At 64.7% G+C, this 19,558-nt stretch carries 20 protein-coding genes; 8 read left to right on the top strand and 12 right to left on the bottom strand.

All coding sequences use genetic code 11. The features are described 5' to 3' along the window. Nucleotides 1-14 precede the first annotated feature (14 nt). Nucleotides 15-710, bottom strand: a complete 696-nt coding sequence (locus Q0030_RS06020) for a dienelactone hydrolase family protein (protein WP_298363972.1) — start codon at nucleotides 708-710, stop codon at nucleotides 15-17. Nucleotides 711-719: 9 nt separating this feature from the next. Further along, on the bottom strand, nucleotides 720-1,523 hold the full coding sequence (locus tag Q0030_RS06025; protein ID WP_298363974.1) for an enoyl-CoA hydratase/isomerase family protein: 804 nt from the start codon (nucleotides 1,521-1,523) through the stop codon (nucleotides 720-722). Nucleotides 1,524-1,754: 231 nt separating this feature from the next. Between Q0030_RS06025 and Q0030_RS06030 the strand changes: the two genes are divergently transcribed. Further along, nucleotides 1,755-2,660 carry an AraC family transcriptional regulator gene (locus tag Q0030_RS06030; protein WP_298363976.1) on the top strand — a complete coding sequence of 302 codons (906 nt, stop codon included), beginning with the start codon at nucleotides 1,755-1,757 and terminating at the stop codon, nucleotides 2,658-2,660. Between the two features lie 165 nt (nucleotides 2,661-2,825). On the opposite strand, the gene Q0030_RS06035 is transcribed toward Q0030_RS06030, so the two are convergent. Beyond that, complete coding sequence (locus tag Q0030_RS06035; protein WP_298363978.1) at nucleotides 2,826-3,467, bottom strand: glutathione S-transferase family protein; 642 nt, start codon at nucleotides 3,465-3,467, stop codon at nucleotides 2,826-2,828. 243 nt (nucleotides 3,468-3,710) lie between these two features. Continuing rightward, nucleotides 3,711-5,039, bottom strand: a complete 1,329-nt coding sequence (locus Q0030_RS06040; RefSeq protein WP_298363982.1) for a dicarboxylate/amino acid:cation symporter — start codon at nucleotides 5,037-5,039, stop codon at nucleotides 3,711-3,713. A gap of 142 nt (nucleotides 5,040-5,181) precedes the next feature. Between Q0030_RS06040 and Q0030_RS06045 the strand changes: the two genes are divergently transcribed. Together Q0030_RS06045 and Q0030_RS06050 are read left to right on the top strand one after the other, a co-directional pair. After that, a complete protein-coding gene (locus tag Q0030_RS06045; protein WP_298363985.1) occupies nucleotides 5,182-5,340 on the top strand; it encodes a DUF5993 family protein in 159 nt (52 codons plus the stop codon). An 8-nt stretch (nucleotides 5,341-5,348) separates the two neighbouring features. Next, complete coding sequence (locus Q0030_RS06050) at nucleotides 5,349-5,903, top strand: disulfide bond formation protein B (RefSeq protein ID WP_298363987.1); 555 nt, start codon at nucleotides 5,349-5,351, stop codon at nucleotides 5,901-5,903. Here the strand turns inward: Q0030_RS06050 and Q0030_RS06055 are convergent. After that, entirely contained in the window at nucleotides 5,900-6,604 is a 705-nt protein-coding gene (locus tag Q0030_RS06055) for a glutathione S-transferase N-terminal domain-containing protein (protein ID WP_298363991.1), read from the bottom strand. The two genes, Q0030_RS06050 and Q0030_RS06055, sit on opposite strands and share 4 nt — an antisense overlap. A 78-nt stretch (nucleotides 6,605-6,682) precedes the next feature. Between Q0030_RS06055 and Q0030_RS06060 the strand changes: the two genes are divergently transcribed. Then, on the top strand, nucleotides 6,683-7,552 hold the full coding sequence (locus Q0030_RS06060) for an SDR family oxidoreductase (protein ID WP_298363995.1): 870 nt from the start codon (nucleotides 6,683-6,685) through the stop codon (nucleotides 7,550-7,552). 31 nt (nucleotides 7,553-7,583) lie between these two features. Here the strand turns inward: Q0030_RS06060 and Q0030_RS06065 are convergent, their stop codons facing one another. Further along, nucleotides 7,584-7,928 carry a Lin0512 family protein gene (locus Q0030_RS06065; protein WP_298364001.1) on the bottom strand — a complete coding sequence of 115 codons (345 nt, stop codon included), beginning with the start codon at nucleotides 7,926-7,928 and terminating at the stop codon, nucleotides 7,584-7,586. Between the two features lie 63 nt (nucleotides 7,929-7,991). Continuing rightward, the gene (locus tag Q0030_RS06070) at nucleotides 7,992-9,215 is read right to left on the bottom strand and encodes an MFS transporter (protein ID WP_298364003.1); all 1,224 of its coding nucleotides are present in this window, start codon (nucleotides 9,213-9,215) and stop codon (nucleotides 7,992-7,994) included. Between the two features lie 95 nt (nucleotides 9,216-9,310). On the opposite strand from Q0030_RS06070, the gene Q0030_RS06075 reads away from it, so the two are divergent. The 3 genes from Q0030_RS06075 (at nucleotide 9,311) to Q0030_RS06085 (ending at nucleotide 14,958) form a co-directional block, all read left to right on the top strand. Continuing rightward, nucleotides 9,311-10,252 carry a LysR family transcriptional regulator gene (locus tag Q0030_RS06075; RefSeq protein WP_298364005.1) on the top strand — a complete coding sequence of 314 codons (942 nt, stop codon included), beginning with the start codon at nucleotides 9,311-9,313 and terminating at the stop codon, nucleotides 10,250-10,252. Nucleotides 10,253-11,504: 1,252 nt separating this feature from the next. Further along, on the top strand, nucleotides 11,505-12,830 hold the full coding sequence (locus Q0030_RS06080) for a TROVE domain-containing protein (RefSeq protein WP_298364011.1): 1,326 nt from the start codon (nucleotides 11,505-11,507) through the stop codon (nucleotides 12,828-12,830). Nucleotides 12,831-13,071: 241 nt separating this feature from the next. Beyond that, nucleotides 13,072-14,958: a right-handed parallel beta-helix repeat-containing protein gene (locus Q0030_RS06085; RefSeq protein WP_298364014.1), complete on the top strand. Its 1,887-nt coding sequence runs from the start codon at nucleotides 13,072-13,074 to the stop codon at nucleotides 14,956-14,958. A gap of 16 nt (nucleotides 14,959-14,974) precedes the next feature. Here Q0030_RS06085 and Q0030_RS06090 read toward each other — a convergent pair whose 3' ends face one another. From Q0030_RS06090 to Q0030_RS06105, 4 genes are all read right to left on the bottom strand, one after another. Continuing rightward, nucleotides 14,975-16,129: a serine hydrolase domain-containing protein gene (locus Q0030_RS06090; protein ID WP_298364016.1), complete on the bottom strand. Its 1,155-nt coding sequence runs from the start codon at nucleotides 16,127-16,129 to the stop codon at nucleotides 14,975-14,977. A gap of 135 nt (nucleotides 16,130-16,264) precedes the next feature. Continuing rightward, nucleotides 16,265-16,960 (bottom strand): GNAT family N-acetyltransferase, encoded by a 696-nt coding sequence (locus Q0030_RS06095; RefSeq protein ID WP_298364017.1) that lies wholly within the window; start codon nucleotides 16,958-16,960, stop codon nucleotides 16,265-16,267. A gap of 124 nt (nucleotides 16,961-17,084) precedes the next feature. Next, nucleotides 17,085-17,735, bottom strand: a complete 651-nt coding sequence (locus Q0030_RS06100; protein WP_298364023.1) for a class I SAM-dependent methyltransferase — start codon at nucleotides 17,733-17,735, stop codon at nucleotides 17,085-17,087. Between the two features lie 23 nt (nucleotides 17,736-17,758). Further along, the gene (locus Q0030_RS06105) at nucleotides 17,759-18,379 is read right to left on the bottom strand and encodes a PadR family transcriptional regulator (protein WP_298364598.1); all 621 of its coding nucleotides are present in this window, start codon (nucleotides 18,377-18,379) and stop codon (nucleotides 17,759-17,761) included. 200 nt (nucleotides 18,380-18,579) lie between these two features. Between Q0030_RS06105 and Q0030_RS06110 the strand changes: the two genes are divergently transcribed. Next, nucleotides 18,580-18,933: an MmcQ/YjbR family DNA-binding protein gene (locus Q0030_RS06110; RefSeq protein WP_298364025.1), complete on the top strand. Its 354-nt coding sequence runs from the start codon at nucleotides 18,580-18,582 to the stop codon at nucleotides 18,931-18,933. 21 nt (nucleotides 18,934-18,954) lie between these two features. Here the strand turns inward: Q0030_RS06110 and Q0030_RS06115 are convergent, their stop codons facing one another. Next, complete coding sequence (locus Q0030_RS06115) at nucleotides 18,955-19,521, bottom strand: histidine phosphatase family protein (protein ID WP_298364026.1); 567 nt, start codon at nucleotides 19,519-19,521, stop codon at nucleotides 18,955-18,957. Nucleotides 19,522-19,558 lie beyond the last annotated feature (37 nt).

The following is a 19,558-nucleotide window of genomic DNA, read 5'->3' on the forward strand; positions in this document are numbered from 1 at the left end:
CCTGGTCTGTTGCGTCACCGCAGATGCTGATTGAGAAATTCGCGTGTTCGACCGTTCGCCAGCACGGCCGCTGTTGCGTTGTAGTGAGTCCCGTTGTGTCGGGAGAACGCGTGACGCTGGCCCGGATAGCTGTAAACGGTTGCGTTCGGCTTCCTCGATAGTGCGGCCTTGATCTGCGCCTGCGCCGGCTTCGAGATGAACTCGTCTTCTTCGCCGAGGTGCATCAGCAAGGGAGCACGCAAGCCGCCGACCTCGCCGAGGTATTTTTCCGTGTCGCCGCCATGGTAGGCAACGGCGGCGGAGACCTCATGGCGGGCGGCCGTGATGAACGCCATCAGCGCACCGAGGCAGTAGCCTTGCAGGGCGACCTTCCCGGTGGACTCGGGCAGGTTGGCCGCAGCGCGGATGGTTTGCGCGACGTCGCGTACCCCGGCGTCGCGATCATACCCACTGTAGAGCCGCAGGCCGTGTTGCCAGTCGGCTTCCGATCTCACGTCGAGATCGACGCCAGGCTCCTGTCGCCAGAACAGATCCGGCGCAACTGCGATGAACCCCTGTGACGCCAGCTCATCGCAGGTCGCCCTGACGTCGGCGTTGACGCCAAACAACTCCTGGAGCACGACCACAGCAGGCGCCGGTTGGCTTGCGGGCCGCGCGATGTAAGCGTGGAACGATCCGTCCGGAGAGTTGATGAGGAGTTGATTGTCCATGAGCTCGGCCTAAAGGTTTCCGATGTGACGTCCGAGGTTCAGCTCGAAATCGCCGGGCTGTCCGATTCCCCGCTCGCACAGCTTCGGCAATCGTTCCTTCGCGCCATCCCATGCGAAGGTTTGGAAGAAGATATCCTGCGTTGCCATCAGCGCGACCGGATCTGGCAAGCCGGCCTGGTTGACGATCGACTTCGCAGCCTGCAACGCCTGCCGATCGAACGAGAGCACACGGTGGACGAAATCGGCGACGAAGGCGTCGAGTTCGGCGTCGGGTACGGCGCGATTGATCCAGCCGTAGCGTTCGGCGATATCGGCGTCGAAATCGTTCGCGCCCATGACTATCTCGAGGGCGCGGGACCGGCCGACAAGGGGCGGCAGCCGTTCGAGCGCTCCGCCTCCCGGTATCAATCCAGTGCCGACCTCCGGCTGCCCGAAAATCGCCTTCTCGCGGCTGGCGAAGCGGATATCGCACGCAAGGGTGAATTCACTTCCGCCGCCGCGAACCCTTCCTCGTATCACAGCGATGCTCAGCACGCCGCTTCTTGCCAGCCGCGTCGCGGCGTCAATCCAGGGGGGCGCGCCGAAGCGGCTGCGCGGCCCCGCCGTGCCGTAATGTGCGATGAAAAAATCGGGATTCGCGCTTTCGAACGTCACGACCTTGAGCGCCGCATCGACCTCGATCTCTCCGACGAGGTCGTAGAACGCATCATACATGCTGTCGTCGATCACGTTGATCGGCGGGTTATCCAGCGTGACGCGCCAATGGCCCGGTGTTGATTTATCGACAAGCAATGTCTGCTTTGCGTTGCTCATTCGCGTCTCGCCCTTCGCCTGCACAATATGTCCGGCGGCGCCCGCAAAATTGTACGGATTTGACCGCATTGAAAAAATCAGTCGAAAAAAACCCGGCGATCGATGGCACCGGTGACGATTTGCTGCTGTTTTTATGACGGCCGACAGATTATCCTGTTCCTGCCGGGACGGTGATGCTCGCGCTGAGGCCGCGAGAACGTTCGTCACTTTGCAACTGTAATGGAGGCAATGATGGCTGCGGATGCAATCGAGGACGACCTTTCCCGACGCTTCCGGATAGAACGACCAGCGACCCTTCTGGCGCGCAACTCCTCGAAAGTACGCGTCGTGTTTTCGCGCATGCGGAGCAATCATCCGATGCGTGGCCGTTCGCTGGCCGCCTCACCGCAAGAAGCTTTTGCGTTCCACGTCCCGTTATCGGTGCCGTTCTTCTCGAACTTATGGACGGCGGGGCGGCGAAGGGAGGTGCCGGATTGGCGTCTCGGCGACGCGCAGCTCGTTGACCTCGGCGACGGTCCGGTCGTCAGTCTTGATACGTCCTTCGATTCGATCCGCTTTGGCATCACGCAGGTCGCGCTTGACGAGATGGCCAACGAAGCAGGGATCTCCCGTGTGAAAGGGCTCTACGCACCGAATTTCGGCGCCCGCGATGCGGTCATGTACGGCCTGGCGCAAGCGCTCGCCGGCGCAATGGAGCAACCGGGTGGGGGCACCGCGATGTTTGCCGACTGCATCGCGTTGGCTTTTTTCGCTCACATCGTGCGCGCTTATGGCAGTGTCCCGATCGGGGGACGGAACGCCCGCGGCGGGCTTGCGGCGTGGCAACTGAAACGCGCGCGCGACCTCATCAATGTCAATCTGGTCCACGACCCTTCGATCGCGGAGATCGCGCATGAGTGCGGGCTGTCGAGCAGCTACTTTGCGCGGGCGTTTAAACAGTCGACGGGCGTTCCACCCAGCCGATGGTTGACCAAAATGCGCGTCGAGCGCGCCAAAGAACTCTTGAAGGACCCGCGCTGCGAGCTCGCCGAAATTGCCCTTCAATGCGGCTTCGTCGACCAAAGCCATTTCACGCGCGTGTTTTCCAAGAGCGAGGGTTACAGCCCCGGCCGGTGGCGACGTCTTCACCGTCTATAGTGTCGAGCTTGAGGAATGTCGGCTTCTGACCCTTCGGCGATCTCGGGAGATGTCCGCTTTTCCGCCGCTGTTGCGGTTAAGCGGACATCAGGCGCCGGCCGCTCAATGGGTACACGGCTTGCGCAGTACTACCCCCGTTGCTTGGCCGCCCCGATGAAGCGAGCGCTACAACCCCGGTGATCTCGCCGCCCAAGCCTTGGTGGCCTGGCAGCTTTCCATCGCTCGGACGTAGGCAGGGCGCGCCGTCGTGCGGGCGAGATAGTCCCGCTCGGTAGGACCGGGGACGTAGTTGCCGGTTCGCGTGCCGAGCAGGAGGGCGTAGCTCACCGAGATATCGGCAGCAGTGAATCGGTCGCCGGCGAGATAAGGGCAGTCCGCGAGGCGGCGGATAACCAACCCCAGCCGGCTCTCGAAGGTCTCGAGAGCCCAGCAGGTAACCCGGGCATCTCGCTCGGCTTCGGGCGCCAGTTGGCGACCGACAATGACGGCGTTCATCGGCCCGGCGAGCCCGGCCTCGCCCAAGTGGAGAAATTGCAGATAGGAAGCGAAGGCGGGATCGTCCGGGGTGACGGCAAGCGAACCTGAGCCGTGGCCAGCGAGCAGATACTCAAGAATCGCGATCGATTCGACCATGATCGTCTCGCCGTCGTGCAGTACGGGAATGAAGCCAGCGGGGTTGATCGCGAGGAAATCGCGATCATTCTCGACTGCGAGCAGATCGACCGGGCGCAGCCGATAAGCCAATCCCAATTCCTCGAGCAGCCAAACAACGCGGAAGCCACGACCTTCGCCATAGACGGTGAGCATGGTTGAGCGTTCCTGGTAGATGTACTAACTCGCAGAGGTAAGCCTGCCGCGCAACGGATGATCGATGGCGCGGCGCGAGGGGACATTTGAGGGCAATTTCTGAATATTAGAAAAATACACCTGAGTTGCCCGACGTGTCAAGCTGCTTGGTCGAACCTCGGCCGCCGCCGGCTACTTTGCATGGGGTTGTTTTCGATATTTTGACAGCGCCCTGCTGCGACGGCCCCATAACTTCATCTTGCTTTAGCCGGAGCCGCCCGGCTCCAGCGCTTCGCCGAGTTCGAGCGGATGCGCCATCGTCTCATGCAGCGCGTCCTTGTCGAGCTCGCCCTCGGAGAGGCTGATCACGACGCAGGCGACGCCGTTGCCGATCAGGTTGGTGAGCGCGCGGCACTCGCTCATGAACTTGTCGATGCCGACCAGGATGGCGATCGACTGGATCGGAATGTCGGGCACGATCGACAGCGTCGCGGCGAGCGTGATGAAGCCGGCGCCGGTGACACCGGAGGCGCCCTTCGAGGTGATCATGGCGATGCCGAGGATGCCGAGTTCCTGCCAGATCGTCAGATGGGTGTTGGTGGCCTGCGCCAGGAACAGCGTCGCCAATGTCATGTAGATGTTGGTGCCGTCGAGATTGAAGCTGTAGCCGGTCGGCACCACGAGGCCGACCACCGAGCGCGAGGCTCCGAGATGCTCCATCTTCTGGATCATCTGCGGCAGCACCGTCTCCGACGACGAGGTGCCGAGCACGATCAGGAGCTCGTCCTTGATATAGGCGATGAAGCGGATGATCGAAAAGCCCGCCAGCCGCGCGATCGCGCCCAGCACGATCAGCACGAACAGGATGCTGGTGAGATAGAAGGTCGCGATCAGTGCCGCCAGGTTCACCAGCGAGCCGAGGCCGTAGGCACCGACCGTGAAGGCCATCGCGCCGAACGCGCCGAGCGGCGCGACGCGGACGATCATCCGGATGATGCCGAAGAACATCTTGGACGCCTTGTCGATCGCCTCGGCGATCGGCTCGCCGGGCTTGCCCATCAGGGCAATGGCAAATCCCGAGAGGATCGAGATCAGCAGCACCTGCAGCAGGTCGCCGCGCGCCAGCGCACCGAAGAAGCTGTCGGGAATGATCGCCATCAAATGCGCGACGATGCCCTGCTCCTTCGCCTGCGTCACGTAAGTGGAGACCGATTTCGGATCGATCGTGGCGGGGTCGATGTTGAAGCCACGACCGGGTTGCAGCAGCTCGCCGATCAGCAAGCCGACCGCGAGCGCGACCGTCGACACCGCCTCGAAATAGATCAGCGCCTTCAGCCCGACCCGGCCGACGCGCTTGAGGTCGCCCATCGAGGAGATGCCGTGCACCACGGTGCAGAAGATCACCGGCGCGATCATCATCTTGATCAGCGCGATGAAGCCGTCGCCGAGCGGCTTCAACTGCTTGCCGAGGCCGGGATAGAAATAACCGATCAAGACGCCGGCGGCGATCGCGATCAACACCTGGATGTAGAGGATTTTGTACCAGGGCTGATGCCTGTGATGGGCGGCGGGCTTGATCGCGTCTGTGGTCATGAGGTGCCCCGAGCTAGGATTTGACACAACGAGTGGTGCCATCTTGGCGGAGCCGCGCGCAAGCGACAATGGCCATTCGCGCCCGCCGCGAGCGCACACGAATCTGTCATAGACTACAGCCGGCTCGCATCCGGAGGCTGAGATGGAATTCACCGCACTGTTTCTCGCCATCACCATTGCTATGCTGGTGGCTTGGCGAGGCCCGCGTCCGGTCGCGGTCGGACTGTTCGCGGTGATCCTGGTCGCTTGCATCGCGACCTTCCTGCACCACGCCACCGATCGTCTCACGCTGTCGTTCTGAGACAAGCCATGACCGACACGCAGGCAGTGACCCTCAATGCCCTCGCGCTCTATGGCCTTGCGCTGTTGCTGGCCGCAGCCTTTGCGGCGCAGCTCGTGCTGCACGAGCTGCCCTGCCCGCTGTGTTTGCTGCAGCGCATCCTTTTCGCGCTGCTGGCGATCGGACCAATCCTGAACATCCGCTTCGGACCGCGGCCGAGCCATTATGCCCTGTCGTTGCTGACGGCTGTCCTTGGCGCCTCGGTGTCGACCCGGCAGGTCCTGCTGCACATCCTCCCCGGCGATGCCGGCTATGGGTCAGCGCTGCTCGGCTATCATTATTATACGTGGGCGCTGATCGGCTTCATCGCGGCGATCGTCCTGCTCGCCGCCATGCTGCTGTTCGACCGCCAGTTCGACCACCGCGCGGCGCCGGGCACCTCGCCCGGCAAATTCGCACAAGGTGCAGTGTGGCTGGTGGTCGGGCTGACGGCGCTGAACGTGCTCTCCACCCTGCTCGAATGCGGCCTCAGTGCCTGCGCCGACAATCCCGCCGTCTATGAGCTGCTGAAGCAGGCGAGTTAGGGGCGCTTCGGAATATTCAACCCGCGCTCCACCGCCGGCCGCTTGAGACCGCGCTCTAACCAGGCCGCAACGTCCTTGAACTGGTCGAACTCGACGAGCTCGCGCGCACCGTAGAAGCCGATCAGGTTGCGCACCCAGCCGAGCATCGAGATGTCGGCGATACTGTATTCATCGTCCATGAACCACTGCCGCCCGGCAAGATGCGTTTCCATCACGCCGAGCAGGCGCGCGGACTCGGCGACATAGCGCTCAAGCGGCCGCTTGTCCTCATAATCCTTGCCGGCGAATTTGTGGAAGAAACCGACCTGGCCGAACATCGGTCCGATGCCGCCCATCTGGAAATGCACCCACTGGATCGCCTGGTAGCGGCGCGCGGCATCCGCCGGCAACAGCTTGCCGGTCTTCTCGGCGAGATATTGCAGGATCGCGCCGGACTCGAACAGCGGCAGCGGCTTGCCGCCCGGACCGTTGGGATCGAGGATCGCCGGGATCTTGCCGTTCGGGTTCAGCGACAGGAACTCCGCCGTCTTCTGGTCGTCCTTGTTGAAGTCGACGAGATGAACCTCGTAGGGCAGCCCGATCTCCTCGAGCATGATCGAGACCTTCACGCCGTTCGGCGTCGGCAGCGAATAGAGCTGCAGGCGGTCCGGATGCTGGGCGGGCCAGCGCTTTGTGATGGGAAAGGCTGACAGATCGGTCATGTCGACATTCTTTGCACGGTTGTTGTTGGCTGGCTAATGTACGGAGCTCATTGAAAGCCGCAAGGTCTGCAACCGGCCATGAACGATCAACAGACAGAGACAACGCTCGGCCCCTCCGACGACGAACTCGCAACACATCCGACCGTGTTCGCGGCGGATGCGTTGGCGGGTCAGGTGGTGGTCGTATCCGGCGGCGCCGGCGGCATCGGCCGCGCGATCGCATGGCTGTTTGCCCGGCTCGGGGCGCATGTCGCGATCGCCGGACGCAGTGCCGACAAGCTCGATGCGCTCGTCGATCATCTCGGCCGTCGGGGCTTGAAGGCGTCGGCGCATGTCGCCGACATCAGGGATCCCGACGCGGTCAATGCGATGTTCGACGCGCTGTGGGCCGCGCATGGCCGTATCGATCATCTCGTCAACAGCGCCGGCGGCCAATTCCCGCAAGCCGCGATCGATTTCTCGATCAAGGGCTGGAACGCGGTCATCAACACCAACCTCAACGGCACCTGGTACATGATGCAGGCCGCGGCGCAGCGCTGGCGCGACCGCAATCATCCCGGCAGCATCGTCAATATCGTCGTGGTCACGACGCACGGCCTCTACGGCATCGCGCACACGATCGCGGCACGCTCCGGCGTGATCGGCCTGTCGCGCGCGCTCGCGGTCGAATGGGCGCCGCTGAACATCCGCATCAATTGCATCGCGCCGGGCGCGATCGAGTCCGAGGGCTGGAACGTCTACAGCGAGGCGGCGCGCGCCGCCTATCCACGTTCCAACCCGATGATGCGTCCGGGCACGCCCTGGGACATCGCCGAGGCCGCCGTCTACCTCGCCGCGCCCTCCGGAAAATTCATCACCGGCGAGACGCTGACCGTCGACGGCGGCGGCCAGCATTGGGGCGAGACCTGGACGACCGGTAAGCCCGACTACTTCAAGGGCGACGAATAACGCTGGCATGCGCCGCCTACAGCTCCCTCGATTATTTGCCGTCGTCGAAGCTGACGATGACAGCGGCATTCGCAATCAGGATCGGGTCGTTACCCACATCGGATGGAATCTCGAGCCCGCCTGCGATCGCCTTCACGGTCTTGGTGCCATAGGGCAGTTCCCTGGCGACGGCTTCGGTATCGACCGCTTCGGGATTCGGCACGGCGATCGTGACGTCGACGAACATGTCGTTGGCGGTCTTGCCGAGCATGCGGAAGAAGCCGAGGCTGGAATGGCGGATCGCATCCGAAACCGCACGCTTGGCGGCCTTGGTGGCATCGCGGCCGTGGACGTCGACGCCCATGCCCATTTCGGTGATACAGCGCACGCGTGTCATGAAACTTTCCTGTTGTCGTTGGCGTGAGAGACCTTCACTCCTTCGCCCCCGGCACGCGCGGCGTCAAGCCGGGCCCCTCGCCTCGCTGACGCCGTCGTGATCGCCGCGCGCCAGCATCCATGCCGCAAGACCGGCAAGGATCGCAGCGCCAACCACCATGACGCAGGCCGCGCTCCAGCCCCACGCCGAAACGACCGCGCCGACTGCGATCGGTGCGGTTACCTGGCCGAAATTGCTGCCCGTCATCAGGAGGCCCATCATGACCGGCACCATCGTCGCCGAACGCGCCGCCGCGGGTGCGCTCGCCAGCAACGTCGCGGGGATCAGGCCACCCGTCGCGGAGAACAGCAGGCACAGAATGAATGCGCCCCTGCCGCCGAGCACCGGCAGGAAAATACCGAGCGCGGATGCGCCCATCACGACTGCCGCAACTGCAATCAACCCAGTCCGGCTCACACCGCGCGCGAGCAGATTTCCGGCTGCGAGATTGCCGACGACGTTGGCGGCCGCCGCCAGCGCACTGAGTCCGCCGGCGCTCTGGCTGGAGACGCCGAGCCGCTCGGTCAAAAGGATCGGCAGGAAGCTGAACACCGCAAAGAACATCAGGCTGTAGAGCCCAAACAGCACCATCAGAAGCGCCGGCGTGCGGCGCCGCGCCAGCGCGGTGGCCTCGTGCATCAGGCCGGCGCGCGCCGGGCCGGTCCGCGATGCCACCTCAGGCACGATGACGCTGGCAAGGACGAACAGCAAGGCGGCAAAAGCTGCACTGGCCCACCAGATCGCGCGCCAGCCGTCGAACATCGGCCCAGCGACCAGAGCCAGCGCGATCCCGAACGGCATCACGCAACTCCACACCGCCATGGTGACGTCGCGCGCGCTGACATCGACGACACGATCCAGCAGGACGGGCGATGCCACCATCACCAGCAGGAAGCCAAGCCCTTCCAGCAGGCGCGATCCCAGCAGCACCGCAAGCTGCGGCGCCAGCGCGCCCGACGCCGCGCCGAGCGTAATGGCCGCAAGCCCGCACAGCAGCACCCTGCGCGCGCCGACCGCGGCGATCACGACGCCCGCCGGAACGCTGCCGACAAGCCCCAGCACCGCAAAGATGCCGGCAATCGTTCCGACCGCAGCGAGGTCGATGCCGAGGTTTTGTTGCAGCATCGCCGCGGCAATCGGCACCTTGCCGACCTGGAGGGCGGCGCCGATCCCGCAACCGGTCACGACGGCGACCGTCGTCCATCGCCTTGCCTCGCTCTGCTGCACCACGGCCGTCTCGATCGTCATGCGTCCACTCCGCCAGTTCGGCCACCACAGATAGCGGTTCCCGATCATCGACAGGAGTGATATGTTTTGCATCCATTTGATCGATTTCATAGATCATGCTCGATAACCTCACGCTCGACCAGATCCGGGTCTTCGTCACCATCGCCGAGAGCGGCAGCTTTCGCGCCGCCGCGACGAAACTGGCGCGGGTGCAGTCCGCGGTCAGCCATGCCATCGCCAACCTCGAGGCCGAACTCGGTCTCGTGCTGTTCGACCGCTCCGGCCATCGCCCGGCGCTGACGGCCGAAGGCAAGGCACTGCTCGGCAACTCGCGCGACCTGCTGCTCCGTGTCGATGCCATGCGGGCGCGCGCGCACGGCCTCGGCGAAGGAGTGGAATCGGAACTCTCGCTGGTGGTCGACACGCTGTTTCCGATCGCCGCGGTCGGTGCAGCGCTGACGGAAATGCGCTCAGCCTATCCGTCCGTGAGCGTGCGGCTCGCGGTCGAACCGATGGGCGGGCCGATCGCCGCCCTGACCGAACGGCGCAGTGCCCTCGCCGTCACGGTCGGCGAGGATTTTCGCGATCCCCGCCTCGCGCTCGATGCGATCTGCGCCGTACAGATCATCGCCGTGGCCTCCGCGGGCCATCCGCTCGCGCGCCGCGGCCGCAAGAGCGTCGCCGACCTCGCCGATCATCTGCAGATCGTGCTGTCGGATCCGACGCCGCTGTCGGAGGGCCGCAGCTTCGGCGTGCTCTCGCCGCAGATTTGCCGGGTGAGCAATCAGGACACCAAGCACGCCATGATCCTGGCCGGGCTCGGCTGGGGCCGACTGCCGCTCTGGCAGGTCGCGCGCGATCTCCGCGATCGCCGACTGGTGCGGGTCGAAACCGGCGCACTCGGCCGCAACGCGGCGCTCGCGATGGAGGCCTATCTGGCGCACCGGCTCGACGAACCGCTCGGCCCCGCGGCGCGTGCATTCGCGGATGCGTTGACGCGGATCGCCGCGCAAGGCGGCGCGCCGGCGCGCAAGACGAGAGCGCGCAAGCAGCGCTGAAGTTCTCTCGGCGCGATCATTTCCCTTGTTGACATCGACCAAGACGAGGCGTATGTCCCGCAACCTTCGCGAGCGCTGTCGCTCGCGATCAAACATGAGCACGATGATGCAATACGGATTTGAAAAATTCCGCAGACTGTCGAACGGCCTTCGGCCGAACGATAGCGTGTGCCCGGCTCATGGGAGCGATCTCGCATAATGCGAGGTCGACAGTCCGCCTTAAACGGACCCTCCCGAGCCAGCCGCTCCGGAGGGTTTTTTGTTGTCCGAAGCACGGCTCATCTGAACTGCCCGGCGCAAAGCCGGAACGGGAGACCCGGATCCCGGGGCTCGCGCGGAGACGCGCGTGCCCAAGCGCGCGGGGCCTGCCGGAGGGAACAAGGCGATGAGCCGGACACCGATGGCAGAGCGAGCTCCAAGGAGTTCGCAACGGCGGCGCGTCGACAGCGCCGCGACGAAATTTTTGAAAACGGTTGGCCGCATCGCTGCGGCTCAACCGACGCTGGTGGTGAAGATGTCGGATACTTCGCTCAACTGGAAAGAGCGGGTTCGAATCCCGCCTTTGACACACGCACCGGGATGCGGCCTGGCAAAGGTCCGCACGCGGCCCGGCGCAGTTTCTCGCCCGCAAGGCGAGGCGCTGCGTTGTCGTCACTGACACCGATATCGCCCGTTCCCCAGCGTACCTATCAATGGCCGGCGTCGATGCGCCGGTCTGGCGGTGGTGAAGATGTCTGTTACTTCGCGGTAAGGCACTTCGGTGCCGAGCGGGTTCGAGGCCCGCACGCCGAAAGGCGGTTCGCCCGCAAGGGCAGCAACAGCATCGCTTGTTCCCCGCCAACCCTCTCCACGCCCCGTGGTGAAGATCGCTGTTACATCGTTTCCCACACGAGAGGTCGCGGGTTCGAATCCCGCCCGGTGTCATGTGCACCGGTAGCTCAGCGGATAGAGCGCTACCCGGCGGGCCTTGGCTTGCCGGGGTCTCAGCAATCGCCTGTTCCCGGGTCGTGGTCTTCAATCGCCGGCATGATCCCCGCGCAAACGCGTCGTGTTTGTCGCGAGGACCGCGCCGACAGCCGGTGGTGAAGAGCGCTGTTACTTCGTGATCGCAGGGTCGAGGGTTCGAATCCCTCCGGACGATCTTCGTCCGTAGCTCAGTGGATAGAGCATGCGAAGCCCGCATGGGCAGTGCAGGCTCGCTTGTTCCCCGGCAGCGCTTTCAAATCCAAACTCACCCAGAAAGGAGGCCATCATGGCCACGATCAACAAGATCATGCGCGCCTTCACCCGTGAGGGCGCGCGCGGACAGCGCTTCACGCCCGAGATGGAGCTGCGGCGTGCGCTGCTGAACTGCCTCCTGTGGGAGAACCAGTTCTACGAGGACGGGGTGGCGATCGCCGATCGCATCAAGGCATTGGTGCCGACGGTCGATCCGGAGCGGACGGCCGAACTTGCCATCGCTGCGCGCGAGACCATGAAGCTCCGGCATGCGCCGTTGCTCGTGGTCCGCGAGATGGCGCGGCATGCGACGCATCGCGGCCTCGTCGCCGATACGCTCGCCCGCGTGATCCAGCGCCCCGACGAAATGACCGAGCTGCTTGCGATCTACTGGGCGGATGCGCTCGGCCCGCAGCAGCAGCGCAAGCGTCAGCCGGTCTCGGCGCAGATCAAGAAGGGGCTGGCGCGGGCGCTCACCAGGTTCGACGCCTACCAGCTCGCGAAGTACGATCGCGACGGCGCGGTGCGGATCAAGGACGTGCTGTTCCTGGTTCACGCCAAGCCGAAGGGCGCCGCGCAGGAGACCGTGTGGAAGCAGCTCGTCGACGGCGAGCTGGCCTCGCCCGACACCTGGGAGGTTTCGCTCTCGTCCGGCAAGGACAAGCGTGAGACCTTCGAGCGGCTGATCGCCGAGAACAGGCTCGGCGGGCTGGCGCTGCTGCGCAATCTGCGCCTGATGCAGAAGGCGGAGGTGCCGCGCCGGACCATTGCGGACGCGATTGAAGCGATGCGGACTGATCGTATCCTGCCCTACCGCTTCATCACGGCGGCGCGTTATGCGCCGGACTTCGAGCCCGAGCTCGAGGCCGCGATGCTGAAGTCGGTCAAGGACTACGCGCGGCTGGTCGGCCGCACGCGGCTCCTGATCGACGTGTCGGGATCGATGTTCACTCCGCTCTCGGCCCAGTCCGAGATGACGCGGGCGGAAGCGGCCTGCGGACTTGCGATCCTCGCCCGCGAGGTCTGCGACGAGGTGGAGATCTTCACGTTCAGCAATGAGGTCGTGAAGTTGCCGCCGCGCCGCGGCTTCGCGCTGCGCGATGCGATCATCGGCTCGCAGCCGCATGGCGGGACGTATCTCGGCAAGGCGGTGATGGAGATTGACCGCAAGGGCGATCGCCTGATCGTCTTCACCGACGAGCAGAGCCATGACCAGGTGCCCGCGCCCAAGGGACGCGGGTACATGGTCAACGTGGCGTCCTACCAGCACGGTGTCGGACACGGCCCGTGGACGCGGGTCGACGGCTTCTCCGAGACCGTGATCGCCTGGATCGCGGCGTCGGAAGCGACGATGCACTGACCTGCGTCACACAACAACGGACCCGGACGCGCGGACCACCGCGCGCCCGGGTCTTTTCACGAGCGGCAACCAATATATTTGTGATCGCCCGGCGGCGATCTTCATCACGAGGTCGAGAGCCCTCACGCCAACTCCTCGTCATTTTGCTGCGGTTCATCTCGGCCGGCAGACAATGTGCGCAATCAACTGCGGTTCCAGAGGGACTCGTGTGCCCATGCCGATCAGCCGCCGGCGAGCGCTCATGCTTGCCTCGTTTGCCGCAGCGAGCCCGTTGCTCGGCAGCGAAAGCCGTGCCGAACCGACGACCGTTGCCGGCGCGGCCACAATTGACATGGCCACCTTCACGGCCACCTCCGGCGGCGACGCCGACGTGGCCTTTGCCAAGGCGCTGGCCGCCATCGCCAAGGCAGCGGCTGATGCGAGCAAGGCGGGACCGGTTCACATCGTCCTCAATCTGGAGAAGAACGCCAGCTACCGGATCAAGCGGCCGCTCGCGTTCCGGCAATTGCACGGCTTCGAGCTCAACGGCAATGGCGCACAGCTGATCAACACGGCACGTAGCGGGACTTTCGCGATCTCGGGCTGCAACCGCCTCACCATCCGCGATCTCACCATCGACTACGATCCGCTGCCCTTCACCCAGGGAACGATCACCGCATTCGACAAGCAAGCGGTCGACATCACGGTGAAGATCGACCCCGGCTATCCCGATGATGCCGCACTGCTGGCCACCTTTACGGATGGCTTCTTCAAGGTGATGGACCGCCGCAACCGCGCGCTGAAGACCGGCGCCAGGGATTTCCTCTCCCCGGCCCATGCCACGCGCCTCGGCGACGGCCAGATCAAGGTGCATCTGCGATGGAGCGCGAACGATCGCTTCCCGAGCCAGCTGCCGATCACGGTCGGTGACGTCGTCACCATTGCAAATAGCGGCGCGCAGGCCATCGCCGTGGACTCCAGCGTCGCCACCAGCCTGATCGACCTGAAGCTGCTGGCTTCGCCGGGCATGGGCATCATCGAGAACAGCGGCGAAGGCTCGATGATGCTGCAGAAAGTCTCGGTCGTTCCGGGACCCCGGCCGAAGGGCGCGACGACCGACCGCCTGATCTCGACCAACTCCGACGGCTCGCACTTCACCGCGGTCGCGCGCGGGCCGACCATGGAGGACTGCAGTTTCGCCAACACCTCCGACGACGCCATCAACGTGCACGGCTTCTACTACTATGTCGTGGCGAAGACCGCGGCGCGGCGGTTTCTGCTCAGCCCGAAATGGGACGTCGGGCTTGCGGCCGGCGACGATGTCGAGAGCTGCGACCATGCGACGTTTCGCTCCCTCGGACGCGGCAAGGTCGCGCAATTGACCAAGCGCCATGCGCCGGAGCTGAAGGCGAAGATCGCCCAGCTCTGGAAGAACCGGAGCCCGACCACCCAGCCGGACCTGATCTACGACGTGGTCCTGCAGCAGGACCTGCCGCTCAAGATCGGCGATGCCATCAGCTCGCTGACGCACGTCGGATCCGGCGCCACCGTGCTGCGCTGCAATTTCCACGCTTGCGGCCGCGTGCTGATGAAGGCGCCGAACGCCATCGTCGAGAACTGCCAGTTCACGTTCTCGACCGGGGTCGCGCTGCAGGCAGGCAGCGACATCGGCTTCTGGTCGGAGTCGGGATTTGCCGAGAACCTCGTGTTCCGCAACAACCGCTTCAGCCACTGCGTCAACGGCGCCAATGAGCTGACCAGCGGCAGCGGCACGCTCGGCACCATCTATGTCGGCATGGTGCCGCCGGAAGGGGCCAAGGGATTTCAGGACAATTTCCAGAACCGGCGCGTCATCATCGAAGGCAATCACATCGACGATTCCTACATCTACGCGATCTTCGTCAGTAATGCCGACGGCGCCAAAATCGCCGGCAACGTGATCGGCCAGACATTCCTGCGCGGCGGCGCGTTCGGAGCCGGCGACTTCTTCCACATCAAGCCCGCCAGCGCGATCTTCGTCGGCCGCGCCAGAAACGTCGAGATCAGCAACAACGTCGCCGCACACGGCCGGATCGCGACCAATGCCGTCGCGATCGATCCCAGCTGCGACAAGCACACGGTGCGTCTCGCCGGCAACAGGCTGGCCTGAGCGAGCACAACGCCGCTCAGGGCGTCATGCCGAGAGCCCGCCACATCGCGCGGATGATCCGGAACGAGCGCGCGTCGCCGACGAGGCCTCGCTGCATCCGGTTCATCGCATAGGCGAACGTCATCCGCGCATCGGTATCGACCAGCACGAACGAGCCGCCGCCGCCCGACCAGAACAGCGTGTTGGGGTTGGGCGGCACCAGGCTGAGGATCGGGCTCGGCAGACCGAAACCGAGGCCGAAGCGGACGGAGATGCCGCGCATCACGAGGTCCGGGCCGTCGATCTGTACCTCCAGCGCCTTGCGGCAACCGGCCTCCGACATGATCCGCTTTCCTTTCGCGATGCCGCCGGTCGCGAGGACGGTCTGGATGGCGGCGATCGATCGCGCGTTGCCATGACCGTTCACCGCCGGGATCTCGGCGCCGCGCCAGGCGCGCGTGCGGGTCGAAGGCACGTCGGTACGGGTGTCGCTGAAGGTGATCCTCTGAATCGTCGTCATCTCGATATCGGTCGCGGCCGCTGACGGCAGGAATGGCACCACATCGGCGACGCGATGGTCTTCCGATGCGGGCAGGCCTATCCAGAAATCCGCATTCAAGGGAGCCGCGATCTCCTCGCGAAACACCGTGCCGAGCGTCTTACCGGTAATGCGACGAACGACTTCTCCGATCAGGAAACCGAAGCTGTAGACGTGATAGCCCGACGCGGTGCCCGGCTCCCAGAGCGGCACTTGGGCGGCAAGCGTCGACGTCGCCTTGTCCCAGTCATAAAAATCCTCGCCCCTGATCGCTGGATGCCAGCCTGAGAGGCCCGCCGAGTGGCTCATCAGCTGCGCCACGGTGATATCGGCCTTGCCGCCGGCTGCGAATTCCGGCCAGTAGCGCGCCACCGGTGCCGCGAAGTCGAGCTCGCCGCGGTCGGCGAGCCACAACGCGGTCAGCGCGGTCATGGTCTTGGTGATCGAATAGACGTTGACGATGGTGTCGCGCGTCCAGGGCCGCAGCTCGGCCTCGTCGGCAAAACCGCCCCACAGATCGACCACGGTCTCGCCGTCGATCGTGGCGCAGAACGATGCGCCGAGTTCCTCCCCGTCGACGAAATTAGCCTCGAACGCCTCGCGCGCCGCCGAAAACCGCGCGTCGGCAAATCCGTCTGATGTCGCAACTGTCATGGCTGTGCTCCCCGCTCCGTCCCCAGGCTTTGAGGGAGGCGGGACATACGCGGTGAGAGGCGCGCCTGACAATTCTTGAACTGAACTGTTTCGTCCCCATCTATTTGAGTAGAGACCTTCCCCTTCAGTCCCACCCTAACCCTGCTTCTGCAGCACCGTGATGTGCAGACGGCGGCGGATCTCCATGCCTTGACGGCGGTAGAGCGCAATTGCCGAGACGTTGCTGGTGAAGACGTGCAGGAACGGGATCTCGCCGCGCGCCACGATCTGGCGGCCGACCGCCGACAACAGCGCCTGCGCATAGCCGCGGCCCCGATGGTCCGGATGCACGCAGACCGCGGTCATCTCGGTATGGTTCCCCGGCTTCATCCGTTCCCCGGTCATCGCGACCAGCTCGCCGCCATCGCGGATGCCGAGAAAGGTGCCGAGCTCATGCGTCCGCGCGCTGAACGGTCCAGGTTTTGTCATTTCCGTCAACGCCATCATCGCGGGAACGTCGGCGGCGCCGAGCGTGACGATCTCGACGCCGGGCAGAGAGAACTCCGCCGGTGTGCCGATCATCTGCTCGCCGGTCTCGGCCAGCAGCACCTTGAACTCCGGCGGCACAGGGACAGGATCGGGCGTGAACAGCACCGCGATGTCAGGTCCCGACAGCAGCGCGCCGAGCGCGGCAAAACTATTGGGCGACATGTCGGCCATGTCGGCGAAGGGGGCGATCGCGACCGGAAAGCGCCTTGCCTCGGCGCCGCCCTCCGCCAGGTCTCGTTGCCGCGTGGTCAGCGCACTCCAGATCGGACGATCAAGCGGATGGATCGGAGGGACTTCGGACATGCGGCGCTTCGCTCCTGATTTTCCTCGAACAGAGCAAGAAGCGCCGCCAAAATCCAGCGTGGCGTGATGCCGTTGCGGCTCACAATCACGCCAGCAGGATTTCTTCGCCGTGCCGGACCGATCCTCAAGCCACCTTCAGGCAGAGCTCGGTCCCGCCCTTGAGCGGCAGCGTGATCGACACGAAGCCATTTTCGGGATCGCGCACGAACTCCAGGAAATCCGCCTCGGCATTGTCGTTCATGACATAGCCGCCGACGCGAAGCTGCGGGGCAACGATCTCGATCACCTGGCGCGCCAGCGTCGGTCCCTTGTCGCCCGGCCAGCCGTCGATCAGGATGAAGTCGACGGGACCACCGAGATCGCGCAGCGTCTGGCGCGCATCGCCCTCGCGGATCTCGGCGTAGTCGGCAAGGCCGGCCTCGGCAAGATTGCGCTTCGCGGCTTGGACCTTGGCCGGCACGATCTCCGAGCCGATCACGGTGCCGCCGCCATTGTCGCGCATCGCGGCTGCGAAATAGAGCGTCGACATTCCGACGGAGGTCGCGAACTCGGCGACGCGTTTGGCGCGCAGGCCGCGGCACAGCAGATAGATCAATTCGCCCTGCTCCGGGTGGATCGAGAATCCCTGTTCGGCATAGTCGTTCGGATCGCGGCTCATCGTCGGATTGCCGCGAGGACCGCCGGCGGCCGGCGTTCGGCGCGTGGCCTGCAGCCGCGCGATGACGGCGGCAATGCGGGCGTCAGCAATCGCGCTGTGCGGTTCAGCGTTGTACATGAAGGATCTCCCTTGCGATTGCGTCATTGCTGCAGGATTTCAGCGGCAGCGCGGTCGAGGATCTTGGCGATGCGGCGCGCCTCGGCGGCATCGCAGCCGCGCTTCTGGCGCAGCGCGCTCTTCAGCGCATGGCGCGCGCGGTGCACATCGTCGGACGCTCCGCTATCCAGATCGCTGACGCCGGCGAAGGCTTCGCGCACCTCCTCCATGCGGCCGCCGATCCGCGACAGTGCTGCGAGAATGGTGTCTGCGGTGGCGCGGTTCTCGGCGAGATGCGCCTTGCCCTGCTCGGTAATGTTGTAGAGCTTGCGCGCCGCGTCCTGGGTGACGCTGGCATGGCCGATCTCCTCGAGGAAGGTCAGCGCCGGATAGATCACGCCCGGGCTCGGGCTGTAGAAGCCGTCCGACCGCTCCTCGATTTTCTTGATCAGCTCATAGCCATGCGCCGGCTGCTCGCCGAGCAGCGCCAGGATCACGAGTTGCAGGTCCTGCGACGAGAGCCGCCGCGATCCCGGAAAGTCGCCGCCGCCACCCCGCCCGAAGAAGCCATGGCCGCCGCGGCCAAAGCGATGGCCACCCCGGCCATGCCGTCCCATGGCGAAGAACCCAAACCGGAATCCGTCATCGTCCCGGCCGCCAAACATCGATCGTCTCATTGTCATTTCCTTACTTAAAACATATCTTACGATATATCTACAGATGGATTGGCGACAACCCACATTTTCGTGAGCTCCCGCGGACGAAGCGGCGGCTGGAACCGGCCCGGGATTGCCGGCTCACGCCGGGCTTGTCGATGATCGCGCGGCTGGCATATGGCTTTGAAGCCCTCCAGCCCCTCCGATTCATGCGTCCCAAAACCTTCGAAGCTCATTGCCTGCGCCTGCCCGCCGCCACCAAGGTGGTGCAATGGGAAGGCACGTCGGTGTTCAAGGTCGGCGGCAAGATGTTCGCGCTGGCCGGCGGCTTCATCGAGACCACCGGCGGCTTCATGTTCAAGACCTCGAACATGGCCTATCAGCTTCTGATCGAGCAGGGCCTGGCGCGGCCGGCGCCGTATCTGGCACGTGCCAAATGGGTGCAATTGATCGGCAACGACGCCCTGCCCGACGCCGAACTCAAGGCCTATCTCGATCAGGCGCATGCGCTGATCGCAGCCAAGCTGACGCGGAAGTCGCGCAAGGCGCTCGGGCTCGACTGATCGGCGCAGCCGTGACGCTGTTCAGCCACCCAGCGGCTTCTCGGAATCGCCCGACAGCAATTTCGGAAACAGCTCCTTGAAGGCGAACTTGTCGTCGCCCTTGGCGCGCTCGAAGCGCAACACGACGTCGAACCGGCTGCTCTCCCATTTGGTGGGCGGCTTGCCCTTGCTGACCGGGATCAGCGGCAGGATGTCTGCGATGATCGCCTTGTGCTCCCAGCACAGCAGCACGACGCCCTTCAACGCCAGCACCGCCTGCATCAGCGCCGGCTCGTCACCCTTGCCGAAGCCTATGTTCGGCGTCAGCTCGCGGCGCGCAGCGAGCGCCGAGATCGTCTCGGCCGGACGGCTCGACGGCGGCTGATTGGGCGTGGTGCCTGGCGTCGCGGCGTAGATCGCGTCGGGCTTGGCATAGTCACCGCCGGTGAGATCGGTGCCGAACAACGCGGTCCACGCGCCGGCGCGCTGCCAGCCGCGGAGCACCAGCGACTCGGTATCGGACACGCCGTCCGCGGTGAAGCCCGGCCCCGGCCAGGACTCGCCCGGCTTCTCGGCATGACGGATGATGAAGAGCGTGAGGGCGTCCATGGCAGCCTCGCGGAACAGTTGCATGATTGGAAATAAT

This window comes from uncultured Bradyrhizobium sp. (genome assembly GCF_947648125.1).
GTDB lineage: Bacteria > Pseudomonadota > Alphaproteobacteria > Rhizobiales > Xanthobacteraceae > Bradyrhizobium.